Genomic DNA, 22,360 nt, shown 5'->3' with positions numbered 1-22,360 from the left:
CGCCTTTCGACTTCTTTGCATTGGATGCTTTGAGAACAGCTGATAAATGAAAACGTTCAAAAAAGTATCTGATAGAATCAGTAATCTGCTTAGAATCGTAGTCGTTCTGTGATATAATTTTAGACAAGGCGTGAGTCTCCTTTGGGATGGTTTTTGGTGGTACTTAAATTATACCAAATGCAGAGGTTTCACGCCTTTAAAAATGCCAGTTCTTATTGAATTATCAAGGTTCTAAAGCACTTTTTTATGTGCGAAGTTTAAGTTAAATAATAATATCAACAATATTATATTTCAGGATAATGGACTAAGTAAAACATGAAGAAAAGGATTAATAGAAAAGAATTTAATGATTTTAAAGCTTTAATACAAAGGGATCTAAACTCGGATGAATATCCCTTTGTTGTAACTGTTCAAAAAAATAAAATTGTTGCCAGGTGGAAAACGCAGCAAATCTCGGAAGAAACTGACAACAGGGACACCGGTTCCTTTTATGTGACATATATACTTAGCAGAGACAAAACGTTTTGCGGCGGTGAAACCTTGCTTGTCAAAGATACTTATAAGCCGCCATTGTCCACGGAGACCAGAGCTGTTTTTTCACTCTCAACACCGAAGAATTTGCCTTGGAGAAAAAGAATCGATCATAAGGATTGGGCGAATATTGGATTTGATGAGGATAAACTCCTTTCCATCATTGAACATTATCTGAGAGATCACGGTTTTGCATATCTCCCGGGAATATGGAATCACAAACGCTTAAGCTGGGAAGAGGGATTTTTGTTTCGCATTGCCGGTATTATTTTTCTATTCGTAGGCATTTTTTTGCTAGTGGGATTTTTGAATAGCTCAATGATCAGTGATTGCTTACGAGTAGATGCTTTTTTCGCAGCAGCTATTTTCCTTCTTTTGTTTGCGACGCTGCTACCATTGATCATGATCATAATTGGAGTCCTGATGTCTCTGATTGGATTTGGCAAAATGGAATTCTATGACCTCAGGCCGGAAGTGGGCATCAAGTTGGTTTTAGGTATCATTATAGTATCCTGGTCAGTGATATTTGCATTGACTATATCAAATTGAAGGATGTGACGATCATAGGTATATCTCTCGGAGGGTACCTTGCACCCAGAGCCGCAGCTTTTGACAAGATCACGCAGGATATGCAGGATAAATGCGAAGAAATTTTGTAGCAACGAATGATCAGATCATCTTCTGCATTTTGGGGCCCATCACGGAAAATATCTTGTGATAATAAACAAGGGAAAAACAAAACTCGAAGGAAAAGCAGACTTCGTTTTTCATGAAAGCATTGGGAAGATAATGAACCAGATTGAGGTCTGACCAGTATGATTTCTTTCAGGTATGTGGTGACAAAAATATTCCTTATAGAGAAATGATTATGATAGTTCTGTTTTACCGAGGATGATAGGTGGATTGCTGGAATGAAGATTGAGTTAAGAGATCTGACTGAAGAAAATATGGGGCAATGCTTTGGCCTTAGAGTTGCTAAGGATCAGATGCAATATATTGCTTCAAATGAGGATTCTTGGAATACTGCGAAAGAAAATGATAAAGTAGCCCGTCCTTTTGCTATATACTGCGATGGGAAAATGGTGGGATTTACAATGCTTGCCTTTGATGAGGAGTATGAGGATCCGAATGACATATATTGGTTATGGAGATTAATGATTGACGAAAGTTTGCAGGGAAAAGGATACGGAACTGCGGCACTTAAGGAAATCATACAGTATTTTAAGTTTCACAGAGCAAACAATATACGTCTATCAACAAAGGATACAAACACCAATGCATTATCCATGTATCGGAAGGCTGGATTCCGAGATACAGGAGAAATGAATGATGAAGAGATAGTTCTTCAGCTAGATTTTTAATTAATTGAAATAGTATGAAAGGCTTTAAAATAATGAAGAATATCCGAATTTTCACGACTGAAAAGTATGCCGCAGATGAATATACTAAGGTAAAAGCAAATATATATAAGACACATGATTCCTTATTGGATCAGGATGCTTATGTTACTTCGATTTCTTTTGAACAAGAACCGGAATATGGAGAAGGAACTGACTCGAGTGATATTTCTCAGTATCCTCTTGAAGATATTTTGGACAAATACTATGTTGCAGTCGAGGATTTCTATGAGAATCTAAATGACGGCAGTGACAATACTTGTTATTTGGAATTTACGGGTGCCAGCATGGAAGATATAGAAAATCTGCTTCAGATAGTGGGAAAACATGTTTATAACCGTAGAGAAGAAATAGATGGACAGACCTATATTGATCTGATTATCGAATAAATACTTCCGGTAATGTTGTATTGCTGCAGGATAATTGCTTTAGGTAAAGGGTGAATCTAAATGGAATATGTATATAAAAAGAATCCACCAATCCATAAAAAGACAGTTTTTCCGAATTCATTTGACAGGCTGGAAATGCTCTGGGATAAATATCCGCAGTTTCATGAGCCAGAACTGTTCACGAGTCTGGACGAACTGCTAAAAGAGCATGAATCCTATCAGAAAGACTTTGATGATGAGCTCAGGAAAGAATATGAATCAAAAGGATTCGACAAGTTCCTTATCAGGCTGTCCTGGGAGGATCTACCATACCGCTATGCTACAAAGGAACTTATTGAAAAAATCGGACCGATTGGGCCCAACAAGTATGTGGAAAGATTCATGAGCCAGTTTTCCGAAATTGATACTGACCATAAGGCAGTTTTTATCTTCCCTGAGAGCTATGTATCGCAGTTTTTTGTTGTAACACAGGTCTGCATGAGAGCAGAAAAGTTTCATCCCATCAGGAGTCTGTTTCCTGACGAAGAAAAGGTTCATTATTTAGCTGTCTTTGATAAAGAAAACATGGATGATGTGCTTCTAATGTATCATCTACTCTATACAGGAGGTTCACAGGAAGTTTATGGCGGGTATTCTCTATATGACTACCCGTTTTCTTGGTACCAGACGCATCTTTGGGAAGACGGCGTAGTGCTTCGGTCTCCTTACCTTCCTGACCGGCTGGCAAAATTCCAGGGGAATATCCAGTTTCACCATAATCCGGCAAAGACAGTCTACATCAGGCGAAATATAGAGTATATACTCGGGTGCGGTTATTTTGAGTCGGAACTGGACTTTTTCCTGAATCTGACTACAGTGATCATGCCAGTTCTTCAATGGTGGTATACGGATATTGCGCTCTATGAGGAAAAGGATGGCATTAAGACTGACTGGAGGCTGGAACGTACGATGATAAGAACCAAGCTTACCGCAGACGGTGTAATAAAGCCCAAGTGGAAACATGAGCTTTCGTTATTTGACATGATAAGGAAGAGATATCCTGACACGCTATATCAGTACAGACCGGATTGGCTGGGGCGGCAGAGCCTTGATATCTATGTTCCATCAATCCGAACGGCAGTTGAGTATCAGGGTATTCAGCATTACCACCCAGTAGTTTTTTTTGGCGGGGAGGAAGCTCTTTTACAGAGGAAAGAGCTCGATCAGCAAAAAAGAACTCTCTGCGAAGAAAACGGAGTAAGACTTATTGAGTGGGCATATGATGTTCAGCCCACAGATGCTAATGTAAAAAGAATCCTTTCAAATACTTAAAGGAGAGAAAATAAACATGAAAGAAGACCTGATCGAGAGCAAAAGGAGCCTGAAAATAACAAAGGAAGAGATACTTTCCAATCTTGATCTTGCAGACAAGATGAGATGCAATTTGAATGACACCAGTATTGATGCCAAGCCTATTTTGATGCAGCTTGCTGAAGAAGAGTAGTTCGCATTCTAATCTTTGAATGATTTTGAAACGATTATCATACAGTTTTATGGAGAAAGTATGAAAAAGATATTTTGTAAGGTTTTTGTAGGAATAGGAATTACGATAGTATCGATTCCAGTCCTACTTTTAGCTCTTTTTGTAGTAATAGAGGTAGTTGGATTTATAGCCAATCATGCGACAACAAACAAGCAGACAAAAGATCTAACGGCATATATAGAGAAGTCTATAGAAGATGCAAGTATAGTTGATACATATTCTTTTACCGGCAACACTTCCGGAACAAGTAACTATGTTGAATGTGAATCCAAGGTCACATTTAATTCAAATTTGCCTGAGGATGAGGTGAACAGCATATTTGAGGCACAATATGAGTATTATGCGTTGGAAATGAAGGATGGGAGTTATACTATGACTATATATGGTGATGCACCTTTCCCAGACAACATTGAAGGGCATTAAAGGAAACAATATATTTCAGGATAACTCACTAAGGGGATATCAGATGAAGCATATTATTACAGTCCAACATACACAATCAGTTCATCATACAAATGGAATGGTTGGTTCATGGACAGATTGGGATTTGACGGACTTAGGAAGAACTCAGGCCGATTGCATTGGAAAAAAACTAAAGGATGAACTTACAGGCAAAAATGTGATCATATATTCTTCAGATCTTAAGCGTGCTAGGCAAACAGCGGAAGTAATCGCAAAGAATCTGGGAATTGAGCCGATTCTCAAGCAAGAGCTAAGAGAGAGAAACCTTGGGAAGTGTTGCGGGAAATCTGTACAGTGGCTGTGTGCGAATATTGAGTGCCCAGAGACAACCGTTGACGACAGATTGTTTTCAGATGGAGAAAGCAGAAGAGATGCATGGAATCGACTTAAACCATTTTACGAAGAAGTAATGGCAAGTAATGAAGAAAACATTATTATTGTCTCACACGGAGATCTTTTGAGTATTTGGAATGCGATGTATATAGGGCTACCAGTTGAATCATACTATGAAGTTGATATCCATGGCCCGGCCGGGGGAGTGTCACATATGATTATTAGTGATGATGGAAAACATCAAGTTAGGCATATTAATGATATGTCATATGTGGTGTAAATGAAATAATTGGAGACACTAATGCAAAAAATACAGATTATAAATGATGACTATCAGGGGCATGTAGATATTTGCCGCCATGCTAGTAGAGGCATTGTCATTAAAGATGGGAAACTTCTGTTAAGTTACGAATCTAATGAGGATAAATACATTATACCTGGAGGTGGTGTGGAGGATGGCGAGACACTTGCTGAATGTTGCGCAAGAGAAATAAAGGAAGAGACCGGTATAATTGTAAAGACTGGCGATGAATATCTTGAGATAGAGGAACTGTTTCTTAATTGGCGACATATTCAACATTATTTTCTATGCGAATATATTGAAGATACTGGCATACAGCATTTAACTGATGCAGAGATTAAGTGCGGAGATGTGCCAAGGTGGATGAAAATTGAGGATGCGATTGAGATTTTTGGTAGATATGAAGAATATCATGAAACTTCAATAGCGAACTATGGCTTGTACAGAAGAGAATTTATGGCGTTAAAAACATTGAAAGAATTATAACTTCTAGGTAGTTGTATTATGAAAAAACACGTTGTTGTACAATCATACGATAAAACATGGGCAGATGATTTCGTAGCAATCAGGGACGAATTGAATACTGTGCTTAAGGAGCTTGTGCTACGGATAGAACATGTCGGAAGCACATCGGTGGAAGGCCTCTCAGCAAAACCTATCATTGATATTGATGTTGTAATTCAGGATAGGGAAGATTTACCAGAAGTAATATCAGCTCTTCAAAAGATCGGTTATTCACATGAAGGAGATCAGGGAATTCCGGGGAGAGAAGCGTTTAAGTATGAGGGGAAGGAACATCTTAGGAAACATCATCTTTATGTATGTGCATTGGATGCAGAAGAACTGAGAAGACACATAGCTTTTCGTGACTATCTCCGTAATAATCCTGAAGCTGTTGCTGAGTATAGCAGAATTAAGGAGGAGGGGGCAAAACTACACCCCTGGGATATTGATAAATATATCGAGCATAAATCTCCGTTTATCGAAAGTGTATATAACCGTATCGGATTATTATAATTCAATAAATCCCGGATAGTAAGTTATATTGGAATATAACATGATTGAGAAGGATTAGAAATGACAACTGGAAGAATAATAAAAGGCTAAGTTCTATTTATCGTAGGTTTATTCATTGCATCAATGGGCGTGGCCTTTTCAACAAAGGCAGGGCTTGGGACTTCGCCTGTAGCATCTGTTCCATATTCGATTTCGTTGGTGAGTTCGCTCTTGTCCTTCGGCGGATGGCTGAATCTTCTCAGTGTGATTCAAATAATCACGCAGGTGGCCGTGCTGAAGGGTAAATGCAATTACACAGAGATAGCAATACAGACCGTGCTTGCCTTTGTGTATGGATATCTGACTAATCTCTCCGTCTGGCTGATAAGAGGTATAGCTGTTACAGGTTATCCCATGCAGTTTCTGTTCATGCTACTTGGCTGTGCGATTCTGGCACTCGGCATATGGATACAGCTTAAAGGTGGTGTTGCCATGTTACCCGGAGAAGCCATGAACAGGGCAATAAGCAAGGTGTCGGGGAAAAGGTATGAGAATGTAAAGATATTCTTTGATATTCTTTATATAGTCATATCTGCTTTGATCTGCCTGGTAATTCTCGGAAGGCTTCAGGGGGTGCGTGAGGGAAGTATCATTGCGGCGGTTTTGGTCGGAAGCATCATAAAAGTTTATAACAGGATTTTTGATAAGGTGAGGAGCGGCAAATGAAAAAACGAACTATTTGAACTGGCAAGCAGGAGAATATCCGTTCGTCAATACGGCGATAAAAAGATTGACGATCAAGTGATAGATGAGATCATGAAGGTGGCACTTACCTCACCGAGCTCGTTCGGTCACAGACCGGTAGAGTATGTGGTTGTCAGGGATAAAGAAACCATAAAGGATCTGGCGTCATGCAAAAGCTATGGAGGCAGTCAGATTATTGGTGCGGATGCGGTAATTGTTGTTTTTGTAAGCCTTGACCGCGGAGAGTTCTGGATAGAGGATGGCGCCATAGCATCTGCATAAGGATAAGGGAGTGGTAGATTATCTCACCGGATCCGGAGCAATGCTGACGAGAGATCTCAAGGACGGTCTGAATTATAAGAAGGATGGAAATAAGGGGTTTGAAACGGTTATCACAAGGCTTCAGATGCAGACATATGTTGTGCCGGTGAATTATGAATACAGTAAGAGAAAGAATGGCAATGAATACGGCTGGGGTAACTGTCAGTACGATATTGCAGAGAACTTTTGGGGAGACAAACTGTGCAGGTCAGCATATAAGAGAAGCCCGGAGGAGTCGCTTAACAGGATCTTAAAGAATATCAGAAAAGTGTTGCCAAAGCTGGATGAGGATGAACTCAGGTCATTGCTTAAAGGATGAGATGAAGGATGGACAATATGAAAACATTTGTCCTTATTATCACGAATTATAAGTAGTTAATGAAGATACTGGATAGATCTGACAGAAAGTGAGGGAAAAATTTGCTGCTAAAACAAATGCGATACTTTCTATCTATAATAGACGAGAACAGCTTCACTGAGGCGGCTGAGAAAAACTTCATCTCCCAGTCAGCTATATCTCAGGCATTGAATTCTTTGGAAAAAGAACTGGGTGTTAAGCTGATAGAGAGAAAAAACCGCAGCTTTTCCGTGACAACTGCGGGAGAATATTTCTATAGAAAAAGTAAGGCACTTATTAATGATCTGGAAGCCATTAAGACAGAGACAGTGAGGCTTGGCAGTGATCAGGAGATGAATCTTCATATCGGATATATCAGTTTATATGCCGGTCCGGAACTGTCAGAGGCCATTGCTGAGTTTTCTTCCGTTTATCCAGAGGTCAATATATCAGTGCGTAGCGGAACCCATGAAGAGCTGTATCATGGTCTTGTCTCAGGTGAACTTGATATGGCATTGAATGATCAGCGCAGGGCATTTTCGGATGACTATGTAAATATGGAACTTAAGAATGCCGAGTGTATCATTGAGATTTCAGAGCGGAATGGTCTCTCATCAGCGGAGAGGCTGGAAGTGGGTGATCTTTCCAAGTTGTCCTGTATTATCGTCTCGTCTAAGGAGCAGCGTGATACAGAAGCGGAATATTATAGAAACATATTAGGGTTTAATAGCGATTTTATATTTGCCGAGACGCAGGAAGAAGCAAGACTCATGGTAACAGGCAACAGAGGATTTCTTCTGGTAGAGGCTGTGGGAAAACTGCCGGAGGTTTCGGGTGCAATAAAAAGGATACCACTTTTTAGAAAGAACCGTCGTGTGACGAGAAAGTATTGTATATTCTGGCAGGAAGCAAGAACGGGCTATTACATTGAGGAGTTCGCAGAAATGCTTCGAAAAAGGCTTTCATAGATATCGCATAAGTTAAACTTATTGAAAACCGTCGAAAATCGAATTGATGATTTTTGATGGTTTTTTTATTATGAAGAAAACATGCGGATATAAGGGAAGGAGCATTCCTATGGCGGATACCGTCATTGGAGCAAGATATTCGGAAGCGACAGAAAGACTGACTGACAGATCATAAGGAGGTTTGAATGAAAAGATTAGCAATATTATTTTCTGCATTACTATTTATGTTTGCTCTAGGTGGATGCGGCGTTACGGACAGTGCAACATCAAAAAGCGAGCAGGTTGTAAAAGAGGATACGGAACAGCCTGAAAGTACTGATACTATTGAGAGTGAAGCAGGGCAGCCAGTGAATACTGTCGATGAGAGTAAAAGCAATGATGTGGCAGATAACAGTGATGAGGAAATGACGAAGGGAGGTTCAAATGCTCTGGTCGTGTATTTCTCCAGAACAGGAGAGCAGTATGGTGTTGGTGTGATTGACAAGGGAAATACAGCAATCGTTGCTGATATGATCGTTGACTTAACCGGAGCTGATTCTTATGAAGTGCTTCCGGAAGAGGATTATTATCCATATACCTATGAAGGATTAACGGACATAGCCAAGCAGGAACAGAATGACAATGCCAGACCTGCCATAAGAGATGCCGTGCCGGATTTAAGCGGATATGACACCATTTTTGTAGGGGCACCGGTATGGTGGGGCGACTGGCCGATGATCATGTACACATTCTTTGAAGAGAATGCGGATGCACTGGCAGGTAAGACATTGATTCCATTTTCCACACATGCCGGAAGCGGGCTTTCGGGATTTGACAGTAAGCTCTCAAAAGCATTACCTGACAGTACAGTGGGTACAGGACTTGCCATAGAAGGTACGGATGCCCAGAATGATCAGACTGCAGTTAAAGAAAAGGTTAGCGGATGGCTTACAGAATTTGGATACTAAAACAATCACAATAGCATAAAAGAACTTAAGGAAACTTATCCTGATATGAACATCGCAGACGGTAAGAGGATATAAAGGAAGAGAGGTAAGCAGATAATGAAAAAGGATGTAATGATCGTAACCGGAGCAGGTCAGATCAGCATGGCGATTGCTCGCAGAACAGGTTTTGGTAAGAAGATAGTCCTTGGTGACAAAAACATGGATAACTGCAATGCCATTGCAAAGACAATGGCTGATGCCGGATTTGACGTGGAACCTTTTCAGATGGATCTGTCTTCAAGAGAGTCAATTCTTGCAATGATTGATAAGGCTTTAGGATATGGCGAGATCAAATATATGGTAAATGGTGCAGGTGTCTCTCCTTCGCAGGCTCCGATTGAGGCAATTCTTAAGGTGGATTTATACGGCACTGCTGTACTGCTTGAAGAGGTCGGGAAGGTAATTGCAGAAGGCGGTGCAGGTATTACGATATCCAGTCAGTCGGGATGGCGTATGCCACAGCTATCGCCGGAGGAGGACAGACAGCTTGCAATGACACCGACAGAAGAACTGCTTGATCTTGATATCCTGAAGCGTGAGAATATCAAGGATACTCTTCATGCTTATCAGATGGCAAAGCGCTGTAATGAAAAGCGTGTCATGTATGAATGTACACGCTGGGCTGAAAGAGGGGCAAGGCTTAATGACATTGCTCCCGGTATCATTGTGACGCCCCTTGCCATTGATGAATTCAATGGTCCGAGAGGTGACTTTTATAAGAACATGTTTGCCAAGTGTCCTGCGGGCAGGCCGGGGACGGCAGATGAAATGGCTACTATCGCAGAGTTTTTACTAAGTGACGCAGCTTCCTTTGTTACCGGTTCAACATTCCTTGCCGATGGAGGAGCAACGGCATCCTACTATTACGGATCTTTGCAGCCGGAAAAATAATTCGCATAAGTAATACTTATCAAAAACCGCCGAAAATCGAATTGATGATTTTCGGTGGTTTTTCTATACTGACCATAAAGGTGGTGACAGCAGATGGAAGATAAGGAATTGATTATAAATGTTTATAAAAAGATGTACGAAGGAATGATTAAAAAGGATGAGAAAATCCTGGATGAGGTATTGGATGATTCCTTTGTGCTTGTTCATATGACTGGGATGAGACAGTCAAAGGATGCTTTTATAAAAGCTGTTATGAACGGGACGCTGAACTATTTCAGTGCAGAGCATGAGCATATGCCGATTGAAATAAGTGGTGACGCTGCAGTTCTTACCGGACAATCTTATGTGGCCGCAGCTGTATTTGGCGGTGGAAGATCGAACTGGCATCTTCAGCAAAAATGCAGCCTTAAGAAGATAAGTGGCGAGTGGAAGATTACACGTAGTGTAGCATCAACATATTAAATCTTAGGTTAAGGGAGATGGTGAAGTAATGAAGATTCTTGTGGATGATAAAGAATATGAGATCATGGCAGATCAAAGTGCAATCTGTAAATCCTTAAATCTGATGCTACCACTGACCATGAAGCTGTCTCGTTCCGGAGGGCATGAGTATTATGCTTCATTACCACAGGAGCTTAACGTAACAGGTGCAGAGAGTACATCCCACGTAAAAGCAGGATGGCTGTATTACTTCAAAGATTGGAATGCTTTTGCACTCAATTTTAAGGAAATGGATATTGCACCATATAAGGTTTATGTAATAGCAGAAATATCCGGAGGCATTGAAAACACTCTGCAGGACGCACCTGGGACCATTGAGATCAGAGTATTGGAATAAAAGAGAGTTCAAGGAGAAGATTTTAAATGAATGTATTTGAAAGATTGCGCAGTGGAGAGGCAATAGATATCCGTGATGAGGATTATCAGAGAGAAGCCCATGGCGAGATGGATCGCTGCAGACAGCTTTGTTTTGAGATCAATGCAACACCGCCAAAGGATAGAGAAAAGATTGTTGAGCTGGAGAATGAGCTGCTTGATGGGCAGATGAAGGATGGAACCTTCTTTACACCACCGTTTCAGGTTGATCTTGCCAACTGCTTAAAACTTGGAAAAAATGTCTTTGCAAATCATGGACTTACCGTCATGAGCCTTGGCGGCATTGAAATTGAGGATGGCGTAATGCTTGGACCGGAAGTCGGACTTTTTACGGTAAATCATGAGCCTGAAAATATCCGTGTGATCATGACAAAGAAGATCCATATCAAAAGGAATGCGTGGATCGGAGCAAGAGTAAATATCCTGCCCGGTGTCACCATCGGAGAAAATGCCATTGTAGGAACAGGCAGTATTGTAACCAAGGATATCCCGGATAATGCGGTTGTAGTAGGGAACCCTGCCAGAGTAGTGAAGATGATTGAAAAGAAATAAATTGGAGGGTGCAAGGCATGGAAAATAGCAAATGGTTTTCGGAGATTCACGGCAATTTCGGATTTGGCTGCATGAGGCTGCCGATGAAGGGCGGGCAGGTGGATTACGATGAGTTTTCTAAAATGGCGGATGCTTTCATAGAGGCTGGATTCAATTATTTTGATACGGCGCACGGATATATCGGAGGACAGTCAGAAACGGCGATCAGAGACTGTGTTTCGGGGAGATATGACCGCTCATCGTTTCTGCTTACAAATAAGCTGACAGATCCGTATTTCAAATCTCAGGAGGAAATCCGTCCCTTCTTTGAAAAGCAGCTGAAATGGTGCGGCGTTGATTATTTTGATTTCTATCTTATGCACGCCCAGGATCACAACAACTATCAGAAGTTTAAGAGATGTAAGGCATATGAGACCGCATATAAGTTTAAGGAAGAAGGGCTGATCAGACACTTTGGTATTTCATTTCATGACAAGGCAGATGTTTTGGAAATGATCCTGTCAGAGCATCCGGAGATAGAGGTGGTTCAGATTCAGTTTAACTATCTGGATTACGAAGATGCCACAGTAGAAGCCCGGAAGGTTTATGAAGTGTGCGAGAAATACAATAAGCCGGTGCTCGTCATGGAGCCGGTAAAGGGTGGAAGCCTTGTGAAATTGCCTGAGGATGCGGATAAGATACTCCGTGATCTGAATGGTGGCAGCAATGCAAGCTATGCAATCCGCTTCGCGGCAAGCTTTCCCAATATTGTAGTGGTATTATCCGGTATGAGCGATATGCCGCAGATGGAGGATAATATCAGTGCGATGAAAGATTTTATGCCACTTACAGAAGCAGAACATGAGGCGGTAAGGAAGGTATGTGATATCTTTAAAGGGCTGAATCTGATACCTTGTACTTCATGCAGATACTGCATCGAAGAGAGTGAGTGTCCTAAAGGGATCCGAATCCCAGACTTGTTTGCAGCGCTCAATGCGCATGAAGCTTTTCATAACTGGAACACTGGATATTATTACGATAATATAATTACAGGAAACGGGCATGGAAGAGCGTCTGACTGCATCAAATGCGGAAAATGTGAACGGGTATGCCCTCAACATTTGGAAATCCGCAACCTGCTCACAAAGGTAGCGGCAACATTTGATCATTAGGAAGAAACATGAGATGTTTGAGGGAGAAAAAGTAGATTGCTGGCTGATGGAATTAGCACTGTAGATTCCCGTTTGCAGAGATGCCGTTGGTAAGAGAGGTATGCCATGATACTTGAAACGAAAAGATTGATCCTCCGACCGTGGGAAGAAAGCGATGCGGAGAATTTATTTAAATATGCAAGTCATCCTGATGTGGGACCAATCGCAGGCTGGGCGGTTCATACAAGTGTAGAGAATAGCCGTGAAATAATCCGGAGGGTTCTTTCAGCGCCGGAGACCTATGCTGTAGTATTAAAAGAATCAGGCCAGCCTGTTGGCAGCATTGGACTTATGCTTGGGAAAGCCAGCAATATTGGCCTTCCAGATTCAGAAGGTGAAATCGGCTACTGGATCGGAGTCTCGTTTATAAGAAAGGTAGGAAAAAGCTATGAAGAAAGAATTGAATACATTGCCTAAGCCCTTTATAGCTCCGGGTTCTGATGTAAAGCCTACTAAAGAAGAACTGAAGAAACGCCAGAAAAAATATAATATGTTGGAGAGAATAGGGGTTAAGACTACTATCGTAAGAGGAGATGTTGATCCCGAGTATGAAAATCCTTATAGAATTGAGGCTATGATTCTGATAAATCAAGATAAGGACGTACCGGAGGAACTGATCAAACAGATAGAAGAATATGATAAAAAGGTATTACAGCTGAATTAATGACTTCAGAAGGGACTTCATACAATTTGAGGCTCCTTTTTTTAATTTCCTGATTTATTATAATGACCTCAGAAAGGAGGTACATTACCTATGATGAATCAGGAAACATCATAAACTAAAAAGATGTACAAGGAAATAATAACTTCCGTGTGCATCTTTTTTGTAACCATGTATTATTTATGCATTTTTAAGACTATCACAAGACGTAATATAGTAAAATTAAAGGGGTATTGATGCCACCTAAAGCTTGATTTGGCAAACTTAAGCTTACTTATGAGAGGATAATTGAAAAACATGAAAAGAAGGCTGCTTGCCCTTTGTTTACTTATTGGCATCATGATCAGTGGCTGCGGGAATGCTGCACAAGGTGGTGATAGCCAGGAAAGTGGTACCTTGGGTAATGAAAATGAGCCAATATGACTGTGAAGAAGCAGGAGCAATTTTCTATGAGAGAAAATGACAAGAGAGTAGTAGACAGATTTACAGAGCTTGCGCTGGTAGACGGTGAATCCTTTAATGAGAGGCTTGTCGCTGATTATCTTATAGCAGAGTTCCAAAAGCTGGGAATAAAGCTTATCGAGGATGATATTGCCGGTAAGATCGGTGGTAACTGTGGGAATCTGTATGGATTTGCAGAGGGGCGAGGAAAGTATGCAGACTCTGAGCCTATTCTGTTCTGTGCACATATGGACACCGTATCTCCGGGGAACAATAAGAAGATCATATTAAATGACGGCGGAACAATCACAAGCGATCATACGACTGTCCTGGGAGCAGATGACAGGGTTGGCATAGCAGGAATTATCGAGGCGTACACCAGAGTAATCGAGGAAAATCTGGATCATCCGCCAATAGAGTTTCTGTTTACGGTGGCAGAAGAGGTTTACGGCCTTGGAAGCGCGGCTCTTGATTATTCAAGGATTCGCTCCAGGATAGCCTTTGCTCCCGACTGCAGCGGAGAATATGGAGTCTATTCATCCTGCGAGCCGACACTCATTTCATTCGAAGTACATATAAAGGGTAAGGCTTCCCACGCTGGTTATGAGCCTGAAAAGGGAATAAATGCAATAGCAGTAGCAGCTGCTGCAATCAGCAGAATAAAGCAGGGGTGGGCTGATGATCACACCACGCTGAATATCGGAATAATAGAAGGCGGAAGTGTTACCAACGCTGTTCCGGAAAACTGTTTTATAAAAGGTGAGATAAGAAGCGGTGTCCATGAAGATGCACATCGGACAATAGACTTAGTAGAAAGCATTTTTTCAGAAGAAGCGAATAGAGCAGGTGCAGAGCTTTGCATAGATAAAAAAGAAAGAATCACCGTTTACAGGATAGATCCCGAAGCCGCAGAAGGAAGTGCTTTGGATAGATATAAGAGAGCATTAGAGAAACAGGGAAGGAGAGCCGTGGCAAAGAAATCCTTTGGAGGAAGTGATATAAATTCTTTGATAAAACACGGAATGGACGGACTAAATATATACGGTCCCATGCATAACATACATACAACTGAAGAATACACAACTATCCAGGAAATAGCAGACTTCACAGAACTGATAAAGATACTTATGACATACCATGAGGAACAATTTAAAGGCTTTTGCGAATATAAGGGGCAATAATGAATAGGAATAAGGAGTATTTTCAGCTTCTTTAAGCATCTTAAGCTGTTCGTTTGTTAGTTTTGAAGTTACGTCTATTGATTTTTTAATAGTAGCCATAATACTCGTCCCATTCAAATTCCATGTTTTTCATACTATTATTATAGTTTTTGTAATGCAGATTTGAAATGCATATTTGTATTGCAATTTCGTACTACATTTTTTATTTGTTTGCAAAAACGAACAGATAGAGATAAGGCGTACCAGAGATAGAAGAGTCTTACTGAAAATATATATCATTTCCTTATGTGTAACGGTTGGTTGCGAAAGATAATCTCTTCCGCAACTATTTTTATACATATTTAAGATTATCAAATGACGCAATATAGTAGAATTAAAGGAAAGGAGGTATATGCATGAGCGGTAAAAAAGATTTTTCATTGTTAAACTGTATCGGATCAAGCCTGTTGGCTATTTTCTTCACTGTACCTGTCCACGAGCTATTCCATGCTCTTACATCACTGGCGTATGGTGATAAAGTCGTTATATATTCAGCCACGGCAGTTCTGCCAGCTGATATCATTAACTATGAAGCACTATCGCCTCTTAACCGTATTATGGTTACCGGGGGAAGTGCTTCAATTCTCAATGCTATCATTGCTGTTATGCTGGCAATAATACTGCTCAAATGCTCAATGGGATCAGCACTTCGTCTTTTCCTTACTCAGCTGATGGGAGCTCATCTTTGCCAGGGGTTTGGATACTTTCTGATAGGAGGCTTCTTTGGCGCTGGTGACTGGAGTACTTAATACGCTGATAGGACCGCATTATAAAAGCGGTGGCTTATCTATTGGAAGTATGATACTTTTTAACTTCATGTGGATACCATTTTTCTGGGGGTTCATGTTTACCGGTGTTATGAAAGTAAATCAGCCTAAAGAGAGCCGCTTTCTATATGACCTCCCCAAGAAGCCGAACTTCGTATTAATTGCAGTTGGAATTATTTTGATGGCTATAGATATTTTTGTCTTCGGTCCGGGAATACAGTTCAATTAACATAATATTGCATTTGTGCAAAGCAAGCCAAGAGCAGTTTCAATTCATTATTGAAATTTGCTCTCGTTTTATTATTGCTTAAGAATAGTAATGGTCAATCCTATTATGAGGAAACTTTTTGTCTTTTGAGAAATACCACTTAGACATCAAAAATAACCGAATAGACATAAATCATTGTTGGTGTTTTCAGGCTATGTTACAGTCATACCATCAAAAAGCAAAAGAAAAGGAGGCATTCTATGAAGAATATTAAAACCGGAACAATATGTTCAATAATCAGCATGGTATCGGTACTAATTATGTTCCTGTGGGGATTTTTCGGAAATTCATGGAATATAAGCTGGATTGCGGTAATGATTGGCGGAGTGCTTTCAGGAATTGTTTACATGATACGAAAAGACTTAGAAAGCAACGATAATAATCATAACAGTTATTAAAATTGAATATTGGAACAATTTCTCACAAAAGCATAGTTAAATAGTTCAAAAGAAAAGGAGAATACACTATGGAAAAGATTCAAAAGAGTTCAAATACGGCAGTAACAATTGCAAAGGTACTCAGAACATTCTCTATTATTGGACTAGTATTTAGTGTGTTGGGAGCAGTCTGTGGAGTTGCAATGAATGGCTTCATAAATCAGTATTATCAGGATCCCTCCAATGTCGCAGCAGCTCAGTCATCTCTTGAGGCAGACATGGGAATCTTTGGTCTAATTCCTTTTACCTCAATAAAAGAAGGCGGAAATTTCGGTATTTTCTTTGCAATTCAGCTTCTTTGCTGTGCTGTAGTCTGTGTTGCATTCATATATATATTCGGAATGCTTAAGAAAACCATGGAAAATGTAAGAGATACAGGGAAAGCCTTTGCCCTTTCGGAAACCGCTACCTACAAAAAGACCTTCATAATTACCAGTATATTGATTCTTCTTTTTGTGGATCTGGTTCCTGCGCTTATTGCAGGTATTCTTCTCATAGGGCTATTTAATGTAACCGTTGCCGGGCAGTCAGAATAATATGTTAAAAGGTGGGGTAAATGTCCGACTTTATTGATATCAAACTTATCATAGATAAGGCGTATGAAAAGCTCACAGTTACCATTACAAACAAAGAGCGCAGTGATGATGTTGAAGGCGTGATAGCTGCTATTCAGTCCTATGCCAGTAATAAGGTCCCTATGATTTCGGCATATTTCGAGGATGGCGTGGTTATGTTGCCTCAAAGACAGATTTTTAGGGCCTATATCTCAAGAAGAAAGGTTATGGTGCAGACTGCAGAAAAAATATATGAGGTAAAAATGACTCTTGGTGAGTTGGAAGCATTGCTAGATAAAGAAAGATTTGTCCGTATTTCCCAGTCAGAGATCATTAATCTGAAAAAAGTAAAGAGATTTGATTTTTCAGCCATCGGAACGATAGGTGTAGAACTGGAAAATGGTGAAAGCACATGGGTGGCCAGAAGAAGGGTCAAAAATGTGAAGAATGCATTGATGAAAGGAGGCGGCCATGAGCATTAGGACAAAGTTTACAATCAGGGCACTCTTTGGGTTCTCTTTGGGGCTCATAGCCGGTGCAATAATGTTTGTTCTCTATGCCAGTGATACAGAGCCACTAAATAAGAGCTACCTGATAATGCAGCTCTTTGGTTCTGGCTTTTTTGGAGTTATTGCAAATGGCGGAGCAATTGTATATGACTTTGAGGACTGGGGGCTTTTAAGAGCTACATTCACTCACTATGTTGTAACTTTTATCACAATGCTTGCTGTAAGTGAGCTACTTGACTGGTTTCCACGCAGCATAATACTAATTGTGGTTATATTTTTTTCTGCAGTCTATCTGATCATATGGCTCGTGGAATATGCTTTGTGGAAAAAGGAAATAAGGCATATCAACAGGGATCTTGAAATTATGAAAAATGTGAAAGATTAAAAAAAAAGTAAACATTTCGTTTCGGAAGCGCTTACTGTTTATGATCGCATTTGTTACATGATCTATTTTTAGGAAAATTACCGTTTAGACATCAAAAACAACCACATAGACATATTCTATTGTGAATCATCAGTGAAAATGATATTTTTCAGGTAAACAACAAACAAGCAAAGCTTATATCTTGTAACAAATGATCATCAGTCAACTACACAGATAACAGGAGGGTTTACCATGAGAGTTACTACAACTACAACCAACAGGAATACCGGACCTATAGGAAGTCTATTTGGATCCATAATCATGGTGATACTTGGAATAGTATTTATCTTTGTGTCATCCTTCATGGCAAAACAGAATGCCAGTTTAAAGGAACGGTGCACAGCACAGGTACAGGCGACGGTAACAGGTTTTGATAGGTCAGAGAGTTCTGAGAAAAGCAGTTCAAGTTCATCAGCTGTAACACCTGTGTTTGAATATGACTATAACGGACAGACCTATTCATCAAAAGCAGGTACCTACAGCAGTTCCTTTAAGGACACTTTTAATGTAGGAAGCAGCTACACTATTTATGTGGATCCAGACGATCCTATGGAGTTATATTCTGAAGATATCTCCAAATCAGACGGAACATTCCTGAATATTTTCAGGTGGGGCGGAGTTGGTCTTATCATATTGGGAATTCTGGTCTTTGTGATTTCCCTTATAAAGGTTATAGCAATCGGAGGCGCAATCGGTTTTGCACTGATGCATTTCTTAAAGAAGAACGAGTGACCTATTATTCACACGTAGGCACGAGTCAGAGACCATGCCAGCATGGTCATCTGGAAATGCCGTGGGGGATTTGACTAACAAGGAAAACAAGGAGGTACAAGCATGAACAAAAAAGCATTCTCTACACTTATGATAGCAGCCTGCTCGGCAGCTCTTATTTCCGGGTATGGCTATGCACCAAAAAGCTCTGCTGAATCAAAGACAGCAGAGACAGTCAATGAAACCACTGAGGAAAAAGAGGCTAAAATTCAGGAAGCCTTTAAAGATGCCCAATACATTGAAATCGGAACCACCGGATATTTCATCAAAATCCCGAAAAGCTACTATCAGGGCGAAGTATATGATAATGAACGTAAGGATGACATGATAGCCTACTATAAGAGCGATGAATTCCTGATGGATTTCGATGTCTACCAGTTTCCTAATGAAGGAAAAGATCTGTACGATTATACCGAAGCAGAAGCAAAGCAATATAATGCTGACGGCATTACTGAAGTTACTATAAATGACACGGATCTCGGACTTTATTACTCAACGGAGAGCTATGAGGGCGAGGAAGGTGAATTCACTGTCGCAAACTATATTTTTGTATCAGGCAATGATTTTGGAGAGCTGTCCTTCTGGCAGGACGGAGATGAGGCTGAAGAGCTTGCAAAGACCATCATCAATAGTATCACCACGACACCGGAGGAATCATCTGCAGAAGCCCTAATTCAGGGTGATGATATTGACTATTCCTACCTTATGATTGATAGTCTCATAACTGTAAAGAGTGATACCCAGACAAATCAGTCCTTTACGCTTGTAGACACAAAAGATCTTGCTCCTGAAGAAGATGCAAATGTTTACTACGATGGAGTGCTTATAGACACGGTCAAAGTGTCAAAGTAAAAGGAATCAAAAACCATAAAATTGAAAATAAAATAATGCCAAAAACTAACAATGATTTACGGGCGGAGTAGATCAAAAGTCTACTCCGCATCTTTTAAAAGAAAATATCATGTCACAAAATCTCGGTTTTGTGTTACGGTTATGACATGGAGGCAGAATATGGGGATACTTGAAAAAATGGTATAACTCCTCCTAAGATATTTTGCTCTTTTCAGAGTTAAACACATAAGATTATTTGGCAATATTATTGCATGACTGGTATATCAGCTCTGCCAGGTCCCTGGTGGGGGTGTCAAAACCACTTTGTATCCAGACACGCAGTACATTAAGGCTTCCGTACATAACGAAAGTGAAGAGGTAGTCTGCATTTTTGTTATCCAGGATTTCAGGCACTGCAGCCTTTACATTATTTGCAATTGTTTCGATTATTGTTTTCTGAAAATCTTCGGTATCCGGCTGGCACAGCAGGATTCCGAAGGTTTCTTTTTTTTCTTTTACATATTCAAGGAAAGCTTCAATAGATTCAGTGGTGTTGAAGCTTCCACTAAGGTTTTCCAAAGCTTTCAAAGTGTTTTCCATAACTTCGTTTTCTACATCAGAAAGAAGCTCAAACTGATCCTGATAGTGAAGGTAAAAGGTTGAGCGACTCATCTCGGAAAGATCACATATTTCCTTGATAGTGATCTTTGAAATTGGCTTTTCCTGCATCAATTCCATAAGGGATTCCCTGAGGATCCTCTTGGTAACTAGGATACGTCTGTTGTTTTTTGTTGCCATATATGTCCTCCTCACTTTATGAAAAGTTTAGATTTTTAACGGTACATGGGACTTTTGGAATATTCTAAACTGTACATTTTGGACTAAATATGTATTAAACACTACGTATGTAAAAATATTGTAAGTTGTAAACAATACACGATGTCTATATTATACCCTTAAAGAGAAACGGAAACAAGCACCGGATAGTGAAGAGGAAATAAGTTTGAAACAGAGAGGTAGCGGATAGGAATAAAGTTTAGGGCATGATAAATAAACCACCTGGAGGTAGTCGAAAAATTAAATATTTGGGGCAAAGATCTACGATGTCACTTCTGCAAGATCATCTTTGATGATAAAACCTCTGGACTTCAATAGATTAAGAGCCTGAGCAGTTGTAAGAGTTTTCTTTTCTTCAACGGACTTCTGAATAAAATAACCATCAGGAGTATAGGGCTTAAGATCTGTGAGTATGTGCCAGATAGCGGTCAGGAGCATACGACAGATTGCAATGATGGCTTTCTTGTGACCACGATGTGATTTGATACGGCGATAACGTTCTGTAATTTCGGGATGCTTCTTGGATTTGATCAAAGCATTTGCAACTTGCACCAATACAGGTTTAAGATAAATACCAGCACGGGAAATCCTAGTGGATTTGATTTTGAAATTGCTTTGGTCATTGCGTGGACAGCATCCAGCCCAGGAAACAAGGTGCTTGTCTGTGGGGAAGACAGACATATCGCCACCTATTTCTGAAAGTATCTGTATTGCCGTGAATGGATTTTTATCCAACCCCGGAACTGTACGAATTAGGGCAAGAGCATCGTTGTAAGGATCAGAAACACGAAAGATTTCCCGTTCTATTTCATTCTTGTGTTTCTCTAACTCATCTATGTGATCCAGACATTGACGAAGCTTGATTGCTTGCTCCTTACAGATAGCGCCATCAACGGCAGCCTGGATTTCCTCAATTGGATGCTTACATCGCCTGTCAACAAAAGGAGTAACATCGAAACATTCCCCGGGATGCTTAAGAATATATTCAGTTATGGATCTGGAAGATTTGCCAAAAACATCAGTGAACACTTCATCAAGCTTAAGATTTGATACTGTGAGACAATTAAGGGCACGATTCTTTTCGCCTGTGATCATACAGATAAGCTTGAAACGGTATCTCACAAGATCTCTAAGATGACGAATGTCAGCTGGCGGAATGAAGGAAGGCTTGATCATGTCACACATAAATAAGTCACATATCCATTTTGCATCCTTACGATCGGTTTTATTACCTTTTTGGGGCTTTGTATATTTGGGATGGGCAAGTACGACATTACAAGACTTTTCAAGGATATTAAAAACGGGTATCCAGTACTTGCCAGTAGATTCCATGCAGACATCAACACAATGATACTTGGCCAGCCATTCAGCAAGTTCACGCAGTCCTCTTGAGAAGGACGAGAACCTTTTTTCAAAATACTCAGTGCGGCCATTTGCATCGGTAATACCAATGCATGCATAGATCCAGGTTTTGTGGACATCAAGTCCACAGCAGTTCTTTCGAAAGATTTTAAATGCCAATAGATAACCTCCTGTCACATTTTATAGTTGTAAAGCTGACAGTGACTGGTCATCCGGCGAAATCGAGACAACTTCGGAAGAGATAAGTTTACGGGCTACGGTATGCGCCATTCGTTGATGCCTTTACAGATGACCGACAACATATAATCATGCGAGGTGGCCGCTATACCGCCCCGCCACTCACCTCCACGTGTTCTGTAGTATGTCAGCCTTACGAATAAAGAATATAACAGGAAACTTTAAAATAGAAAACAGGGAAAGACGCTGGGTTTCATAACCCCGTTGGTGTCTTTCGCAGAAAGACAGTTAATAATCATGAAAAT

The 22,360-nt window shown here is 40.3% G+C and carries 32 protein-coding genes and 1 pseudogene; 31 read left to right on the top strand and 2 right to left on the bottom strand.

Annotated features, from left to right (window positions below; genetic code table 11):
* The first annotated feature begins 315 nt into the window (after positions 1-315).
* The 31 genes and pseudogenes from G622_RS0118425 to G622_RS0118265 all read left to right on the top strand — a co-directional run bounded on the left by G622_RS0118425 (position 316) and on the right by G622_RS0118265 (position 19,700).
* Positions 316-1,080 carry a hypothetical protein gene (locus G622_RS0118425; RefSeq protein WP_026511902.1) on the top strand — a complete coding sequence of 255 codons (765 nt, stop codon included), beginning with the start codon at positions 316-318 and terminating at the stop codon, positions 1,078-1,080.
* A gap of 362 nt (positions 1,081-1,442) precedes the next feature.
* Positions 1,443-1,892, top strand: a complete 450-nt coding sequence (locus G622_RS0118420) for a GNAT family N-acetyltransferase (protein WP_044958060.1) — start codon at positions 1,443-1,445, stop codon at positions 1,890-1,892.
* Positions 1,893-1,924: 32 nt separating this feature from the next.
* Complete coding sequence (locus tag G622_RS0118415; protein ID WP_026511900.1) at positions 1,925-2,317, top strand: hypothetical protein; 393 nt, start codon at positions 1,925-1,927, stop codon at positions 2,315-2,317.
* Between the two features lie 60 nt (positions 2,318-2,377).
* Complete coding sequence (locus tag G622_RS0118410) at positions 2,378-3,628, top strand: hypothetical protein (protein ID WP_026511899.1); 1,251 nt, start codon at positions 2,378-2,380, stop codon at positions 3,626-3,628.
* 16 nt (positions 3,629-3,644) lie between these two features.
* Positions 3,645-3,800, top strand: a complete 156-nt coding sequence (locus G622_RS25975) for a hypothetical protein (RefSeq protein WP_155831552.1) — start codon at positions 3,645-3,647, stop codon at positions 3,798-3,800.
* Between the two features lie 60 nt (positions 3,801-3,860).
* Positions 3,861-4,262, top strand: a complete 402-nt coding sequence (locus tag G622_RS0118400) for a hypothetical protein (RefSeq protein ID WP_026511898.1) — start codon at positions 3,861-3,863, stop codon at positions 4,260-4,262.
* 43 nt (positions 4,263-4,305) lie between these two features.
* Entirely contained in the window at positions 4,306-4,914 is a 609-nt protein-coding gene (locus G622_RS0118395; RefSeq protein WP_026511897.1) for a histidine phosphatase family protein, read from the top strand.
* A gap of 21 nt (positions 4,915-4,935) precedes the next feature.
* Positions 4,936-5,421: an NUDIX domain-containing protein gene (locus tag G622_RS0118390; protein WP_026511896.1), complete on the top strand. Its 486-nt coding sequence runs from the start codon at positions 4,936-4,938 to the stop codon at positions 5,419-5,421.
* Between the two features lie 18 nt (positions 5,422-5,439).
* Entirely contained in the window at positions 5,440-5,952 is a 513-nt protein-coding gene (locus G622_RS0118385; RefSeq protein WP_044958057.1) for a GrpB family protein, read from the top strand.
* Between the two features lie 99 nt (positions 5,953-6,051).
* Entirely contained in the window at positions 6,052-6,657 is a 606-nt protein-coding gene (locus G622_RS23655; RefSeq protein ID WP_256374533.1) for a YczE/YyaS/YitT family protein, read from the top strand.
* An 18-nt stretch (positions 6,658-6,675) separates the two neighbouring features.
* Positions 6,676-6,957 carry a nitroreductase family protein gene (locus tag G622_RS23650; protein ID WP_081675400.1) on the top strand — a complete coding sequence of 94 codons (282 nt, stop codon included), beginning with the start codon at positions 6,676-6,678 and terminating at the stop codon, positions 6,955-6,957.
* A 10-nt stretch (positions 6,958-6,967) separates the two neighbouring features.
* Entirely contained in the window at positions 6,968-7,315 is a 348-nt protein-coding gene (locus G622_RS23645) for an AlkZ-related protein (RefSeq protein ID WP_049945955.1), read from the top strand.
* Positions 7,316-7,416: 101 nt separating this feature from the next.
* Positions 7,417-8,301, top strand: coding sequence for a LysR family transcriptional regulator (locus tag G622_RS0118365; RefSeq protein ID WP_026511894.1), 885 nt, complete (start codon positions 7,417-7,419; stop codon positions 8,299-8,301).
* Positions 8,302-8,486: 185 nt separating this feature from the next.
* The gene (locus tag G622_RS23640; protein WP_049945954.1) at positions 8,487-9,248 is read left to right on the top strand and encodes a flavodoxin; all 762 of its coding nucleotides are present in this window, start codon (positions 8,487-8,489) and stop codon (positions 9,246-9,248) included.
* Positions 9,249-9,344: 96 nt separating this feature from the next.
* Positions 9,345-10,178 (top strand): SDR family oxidoreductase, encoded by an 834-nt coding sequence (locus G622_RS0118350; RefSeq protein ID WP_026511893.1) that lies wholly within the window; start codon positions 9,345-9,347, stop codon positions 10,176-10,178.
* A 93-nt stretch (positions 10,179-10,271) separates the two neighbouring features.
* Positions 10,272-10,640: a nuclear transport factor 2 family protein gene (locus G622_RS0118345; protein WP_026511892.1), complete on the top strand. Its 369-nt coding sequence runs from the start codon at positions 10,272-10,274 to the stop codon at positions 10,638-10,640.
* Positions 10,641-10,668: 28 nt separating this feature from the next.
* The gene (locus G622_RS24925) at positions 10,669-11,016 is read left to right on the top strand and encodes a cyclophilin-like fold protein (protein WP_049945953.1); all 348 of its coding nucleotides are present in this window, start codon (positions 10,669-10,671) and stop codon (positions 11,014-11,016) included.
* A gap of 26 nt (positions 11,017-11,042) precedes the next feature.
* Positions 11,043-11,606 carry a sugar O-acetyltransferase gene (locus G622_RS0118335; protein ID WP_026511891.1) on the top strand — a complete coding sequence of 188 codons (564 nt, stop codon included), beginning with the start codon at positions 11,043-11,045 and terminating at the stop codon, positions 11,604-11,606.
* Between the two features lie 17 nt (positions 11,607-11,623).
* Entirely contained in the window at positions 11,624-12,757 is a 1,134-nt protein-coding gene (locus G622_RS0118330) for an aldo/keto reductase (protein ID WP_044958052.1), read from the top strand.
* Between the two features lie 105 nt (positions 12,758-12,862).
* Positions 12,863-13,162, top strand: a pseudogene (locus G622_RS23630) (GNAT family N-acetyltransferase); the annotation flags it as partial.
* A 22-nt stretch (positions 13,163-13,184) separates the two neighbouring features.
* A complete protein-coding gene (locus tag G622_RS0118320; protein ID WP_026511889.1) occupies positions 13,185-13,460 on the top strand; it encodes a hypothetical protein in 276 nt (91 codons plus the stop codon).
* Positions 13,461-13,754: 294 nt separating this feature from the next.
* On the top strand, positions 13,755-13,880 hold the full coding sequence (locus tag G622_RS26745; protein ID WP_256374531.1) for a hypothetical protein: 126 nt from the start codon (positions 13,755-13,757) through the stop codon (positions 13,878-13,880).
* A gap of 26 nt (positions 13,881-13,906) precedes the next feature.
* Positions 13,907-15,079, top strand: a complete 1,173-nt coding sequence (locus G622_RS23625; protein ID WP_044958062.1) for a M20/M25/M40 family metallo-hydrolase — start codon at positions 13,907-13,909, stop codon at positions 15,077-15,079.
* A gap of 395 nt (positions 15,080-15,474) precedes the next feature.
* Positions 15,475-15,867, top strand: a complete 393-nt coding sequence (locus G622_RS0118305; protein ID WP_026511888.1) for a hypothetical protein — start codon at positions 15,475-15,477, stop codon at positions 15,865-15,867.
* Positions 15,851-16,114 (top strand): hypothetical protein, encoded by a 264-nt coding sequence (locus G622_RS0118300; RefSeq protein WP_044913993.1) that lies wholly within the window; start codon positions 15,851-15,853, stop codon positions 16,112-16,114. The genes G622_RS0118305 and G622_RS0118300 overlap by 17 nt, the downstream gene beginning before the upstream one ends.
* A gap of 239 nt (positions 16,115-16,353) precedes the next feature.
* Complete coding sequence (locus G622_RS0118290; protein WP_026511886.1) at positions 16,354-16,551, top strand: hypothetical protein; 198 nt, start codon at positions 16,354-16,356, stop codon at positions 16,549-16,551.
* 68 nt (positions 16,552-16,619) lie between these two features.
* Positions 16,620-17,126: a hypothetical protein gene (locus tag G622_RS0118285; RefSeq protein ID WP_026511885.1), complete on the top strand. Its 507-nt coding sequence runs from the start codon at positions 16,620-16,622 to the stop codon at positions 17,124-17,126.
* A gap of 20 nt (positions 17,127-17,146) precedes the next feature.
* Positions 17,147-17,626 carry a LytTR family DNA-binding domain-containing protein gene (locus tag G622_RS23620; RefSeq protein ID WP_049945951.1) on the top strand — a complete coding sequence of 160 codons (480 nt, stop codon included), beginning with the start codon at positions 17,147-17,149 and terminating at the stop codon, positions 17,624-17,626.
* Positions 17,616-18,038: a DUF3021 domain-containing protein gene (locus G622_RS24920; RefSeq protein WP_049945950.1), complete on the top strand. Its 423-nt coding sequence runs from the start codon at positions 17,616-17,618 to the stop codon at positions 18,036-18,038. The genes G622_RS23620 and G622_RS24920 overlap by 11 nt, the downstream gene beginning before the upstream one ends.
* Before the next feature lie 231 nt (positions 18,039-18,269).
* A complete protein-coding gene (locus tag G622_RS0118270) occupies positions 18,270-18,809 on the top strand; it encodes a DUF3592 domain-containing protein (protein ID WP_026511884.1) in 540 nt (179 codons plus the stop codon).
* A gap of 102 nt (positions 18,810-18,911) precedes the next feature.
* A complete protein-coding gene (locus G622_RS0118265) occupies positions 18,912-19,700 on the top strand; it encodes a hypothetical protein (RefSeq protein WP_026511883.1) in 789 nt (262 codons plus the stop codon).
* A 231-nt stretch (positions 19,701-19,931) separates the two neighbouring features.
* Here G622_RS0118265 and G622_RS0118260 read toward each other — a convergent pair whose 3' ends face one another.
* Together G622_RS0118260 and G622_RS0118255 are read right to left on the bottom strand one after the other, a co-directional pair.
* Entirely contained in the window at positions 19,932-20,477 is a 546-nt protein-coding gene (locus G622_RS0118260) for a TetR/AcrR family transcriptional regulator (protein ID WP_026511882.1), read from the bottom strand.
* A 300-nt stretch (positions 20,478-20,777) separates the two neighbouring features.
* Positions 20,778-22,037 (bottom strand): IS110 family transposase, encoded by a 1,260-nt coding sequence (locus tag G622_RS0118255; RefSeq protein WP_026509922.1) that lies wholly within the window; start codon positions 22,035-22,037, stop codon positions 20,778-20,780.
* Positions 22,038-22,360 lie beyond the last annotated feature (323 nt).

Source organism: Butyrivibrio sp. LC3010 (genome assembly GCF_000424385.1).
Classification (GTDB): domain Bacteria; phylum Bacillota; class Clostridia; order Lachnospirales; family Lachnospiraceae; genus Butyrivibrio.
This window is presented reverse-complemented; position numbering and strand designations above follow the sequence as displayed.

What these genes read in the sequence shown, in the direction of transcription:
- G622_RS0118350 (WP_026511893.1), top strand. Translation starts at nt 9,345, where the DNA reads ATGAAAAAGGATGTAATGATCGTAACCGGAGCAGGTCAGATCAGCATG.
- G622_RS0118385 (WP_044958057.1), top strand. Translation starts at nt 5,440, where the DNA reads ATGAAAAAACACGTTGTTGTACAATCATACGATAAAACATGGGCAGAT.
- G622_RS0118410 (WP_026511899.1), top strand. Translation starts at nt 2,378, where the DNA reads ATGGAATATGTATATAAAAAGAATCCACCAATCCATAAAAAGACAGTT.
- G622_RS0118335 (WP_026511891.1), top strand. Translation starts at nt 11,043, where the DNA reads ATGAATGTATTTGAAAGATTGCGCAGTGGAGAGGCAATAGATATCCGT.
- G622_RS0118400 (WP_026511898.1), top strand. Translation starts at nt 3,861, where the DNA reads ATGAAAAAGATATTTTGTAAGGTTTTTGTAGGAATAGGAATTACGATA.
- G622_RS0118345 (WP_026511892.1), top strand. Translation starts at nt 10,272, where the DNA reads ATGGAAGATAAGGAATTGATTATAAATGTTTATAAAAAGATGTACGAA.
- G622_RS0118395 (WP_026511897.1), top strand. Translation starts at nt 4,306, where the DNA reads ATGAAGCATATTATTACAGTCCAACATACACAATCAGTTCATCATACA.
- G622_RS0118415 (WP_026511900.1), top strand. Translation starts at nt 1,925, where the DNA reads ATGAAGAATATCCGAATTTTCACGACTGAAAAGTATGCCGCAGATGAA.
- G622_RS23625 (WP_044958062.1), top strand. Translation starts at nt 13,907, where the DNA reads ATGAGAGAAAATGACAAGAGAGTAGTAGACAGATTTACAGAGCTTGCG.
- G622_RS0118330 (WP_044958052.1), top strand. Translation starts at nt 11,624, where the DNA reads ATGGAAAATAGCAAATGGTTTTCGGAGATTCACGGCAATTTCGGATTT.
- G622_RS0118420 (WP_044958060.1), top strand. Translation starts at nt 1,443, where the DNA reads ATGAAGATTGAGTTAAGAGATCTGACTGAAGAAAATATGGGGCAATGC.
- G622_RS23620 (WP_049945951.1), top strand. Translation starts at nt 17,147, where the DNA reads ATGTCCGACTTTATTGATATCAAACTTATCATAGATAAGGCGTATGAA.
- G622_RS0118305 (WP_026511888.1), top strand. Translation starts at nt 15,475, where the DNA reads ATGAGCGGTAAAAAAGATTTTTCATTGTTAAACTGTATCGGATCAAGC.
- G622_RS23640 (WP_049945954.1), top strand. Translation starts at nt 8,487, where the DNA reads ATGAAAAGATTAGCAATATTATTTTCTGCATTACTATTTATGTTTGCT.
- G622_RS0118290 (WP_026511886.1), top strand. Translation starts at nt 16,354, where the DNA reads ATGAAGAATATTAAAACCGGAACAATATGTTCAATAATCAGCATGGTA.
- G622_RS0118285 (WP_026511885.1), top strand. Translation starts at nt 16,620, where the DNA reads ATGGAAAAGATTCAAAAGAGTTCAAATACGGCAGTAACAATTGCAAAG.
- G622_RS0118270 (WP_026511884.1), top strand. Translation starts at nt 18,270, where the DNA reads ATGAGAGTTACTACAACTACAACCAACAGGAATACCGGACCTATAGGA.
- G622_RS0118425 (WP_026511902.1), top strand. Translation starts at nt 316, where the DNA reads ATGAAGAAAAGGATTAATAGAAAAGAATTTAATGATTTTAAAGCTTTA.
- G622_RS0118260 (WP_026511882.1), bottom strand. Translation starts at nt 20,477, where the DNA reads ATGGCAACAAAAAACAACAGACGTATCCTAGTTACCAAGAGGATCCTC.
- G622_RS24920 (WP_049945950.1), top strand. Translation starts at nt 17,616, where the DNA reads ATGAGCATTAGGACAAAGTTTACAATCAGGGCACTCTTTGGGTTCTCT.
- G622_RS25975 (WP_155831552.1), top strand. Translation starts at nt 3,645, where the DNA reads ATGAAAGAAGACCTGATCGAGAGCAAAAGGAGCCTGAAAATAACAAAG.
- G622_RS26745 (WP_256374531.1), top strand. Translation starts at nt 13,755, where the DNA reads ATGAAAAGAAGGCTGCTTGCCCTTTGTTTACTTATTGGCATCATGATC.
- G622_RS0118390 (WP_026511896.1), top strand. Translation starts at nt 4,936, where the DNA reads ATGCAAAAAATACAGATTATAAATGATGACTATCAGGGGCATGTAGAT.
- G622_RS24925 (WP_049945953.1), top strand. Translation starts at nt 10,669, where the DNA reads ATGAAGATTCTTGTGGATGATAAAGAATATGAGATCATGGCAGATCAA.
- G622_RS0118320 (WP_026511889.1), top strand. Translation starts at nt 13,185, where the DNA reads ATGAAGAAAGAATTGAATACATTGCCTAAGCCCTTTATAGCTCCGGGT.
- G622_RS0118265 (WP_026511883.1), top strand. Translation starts at nt 18,912, where the DNA reads ATGAACAAAAAAGCATTCTCTACACTTATGATAGCAGCCTGCTCGGCA.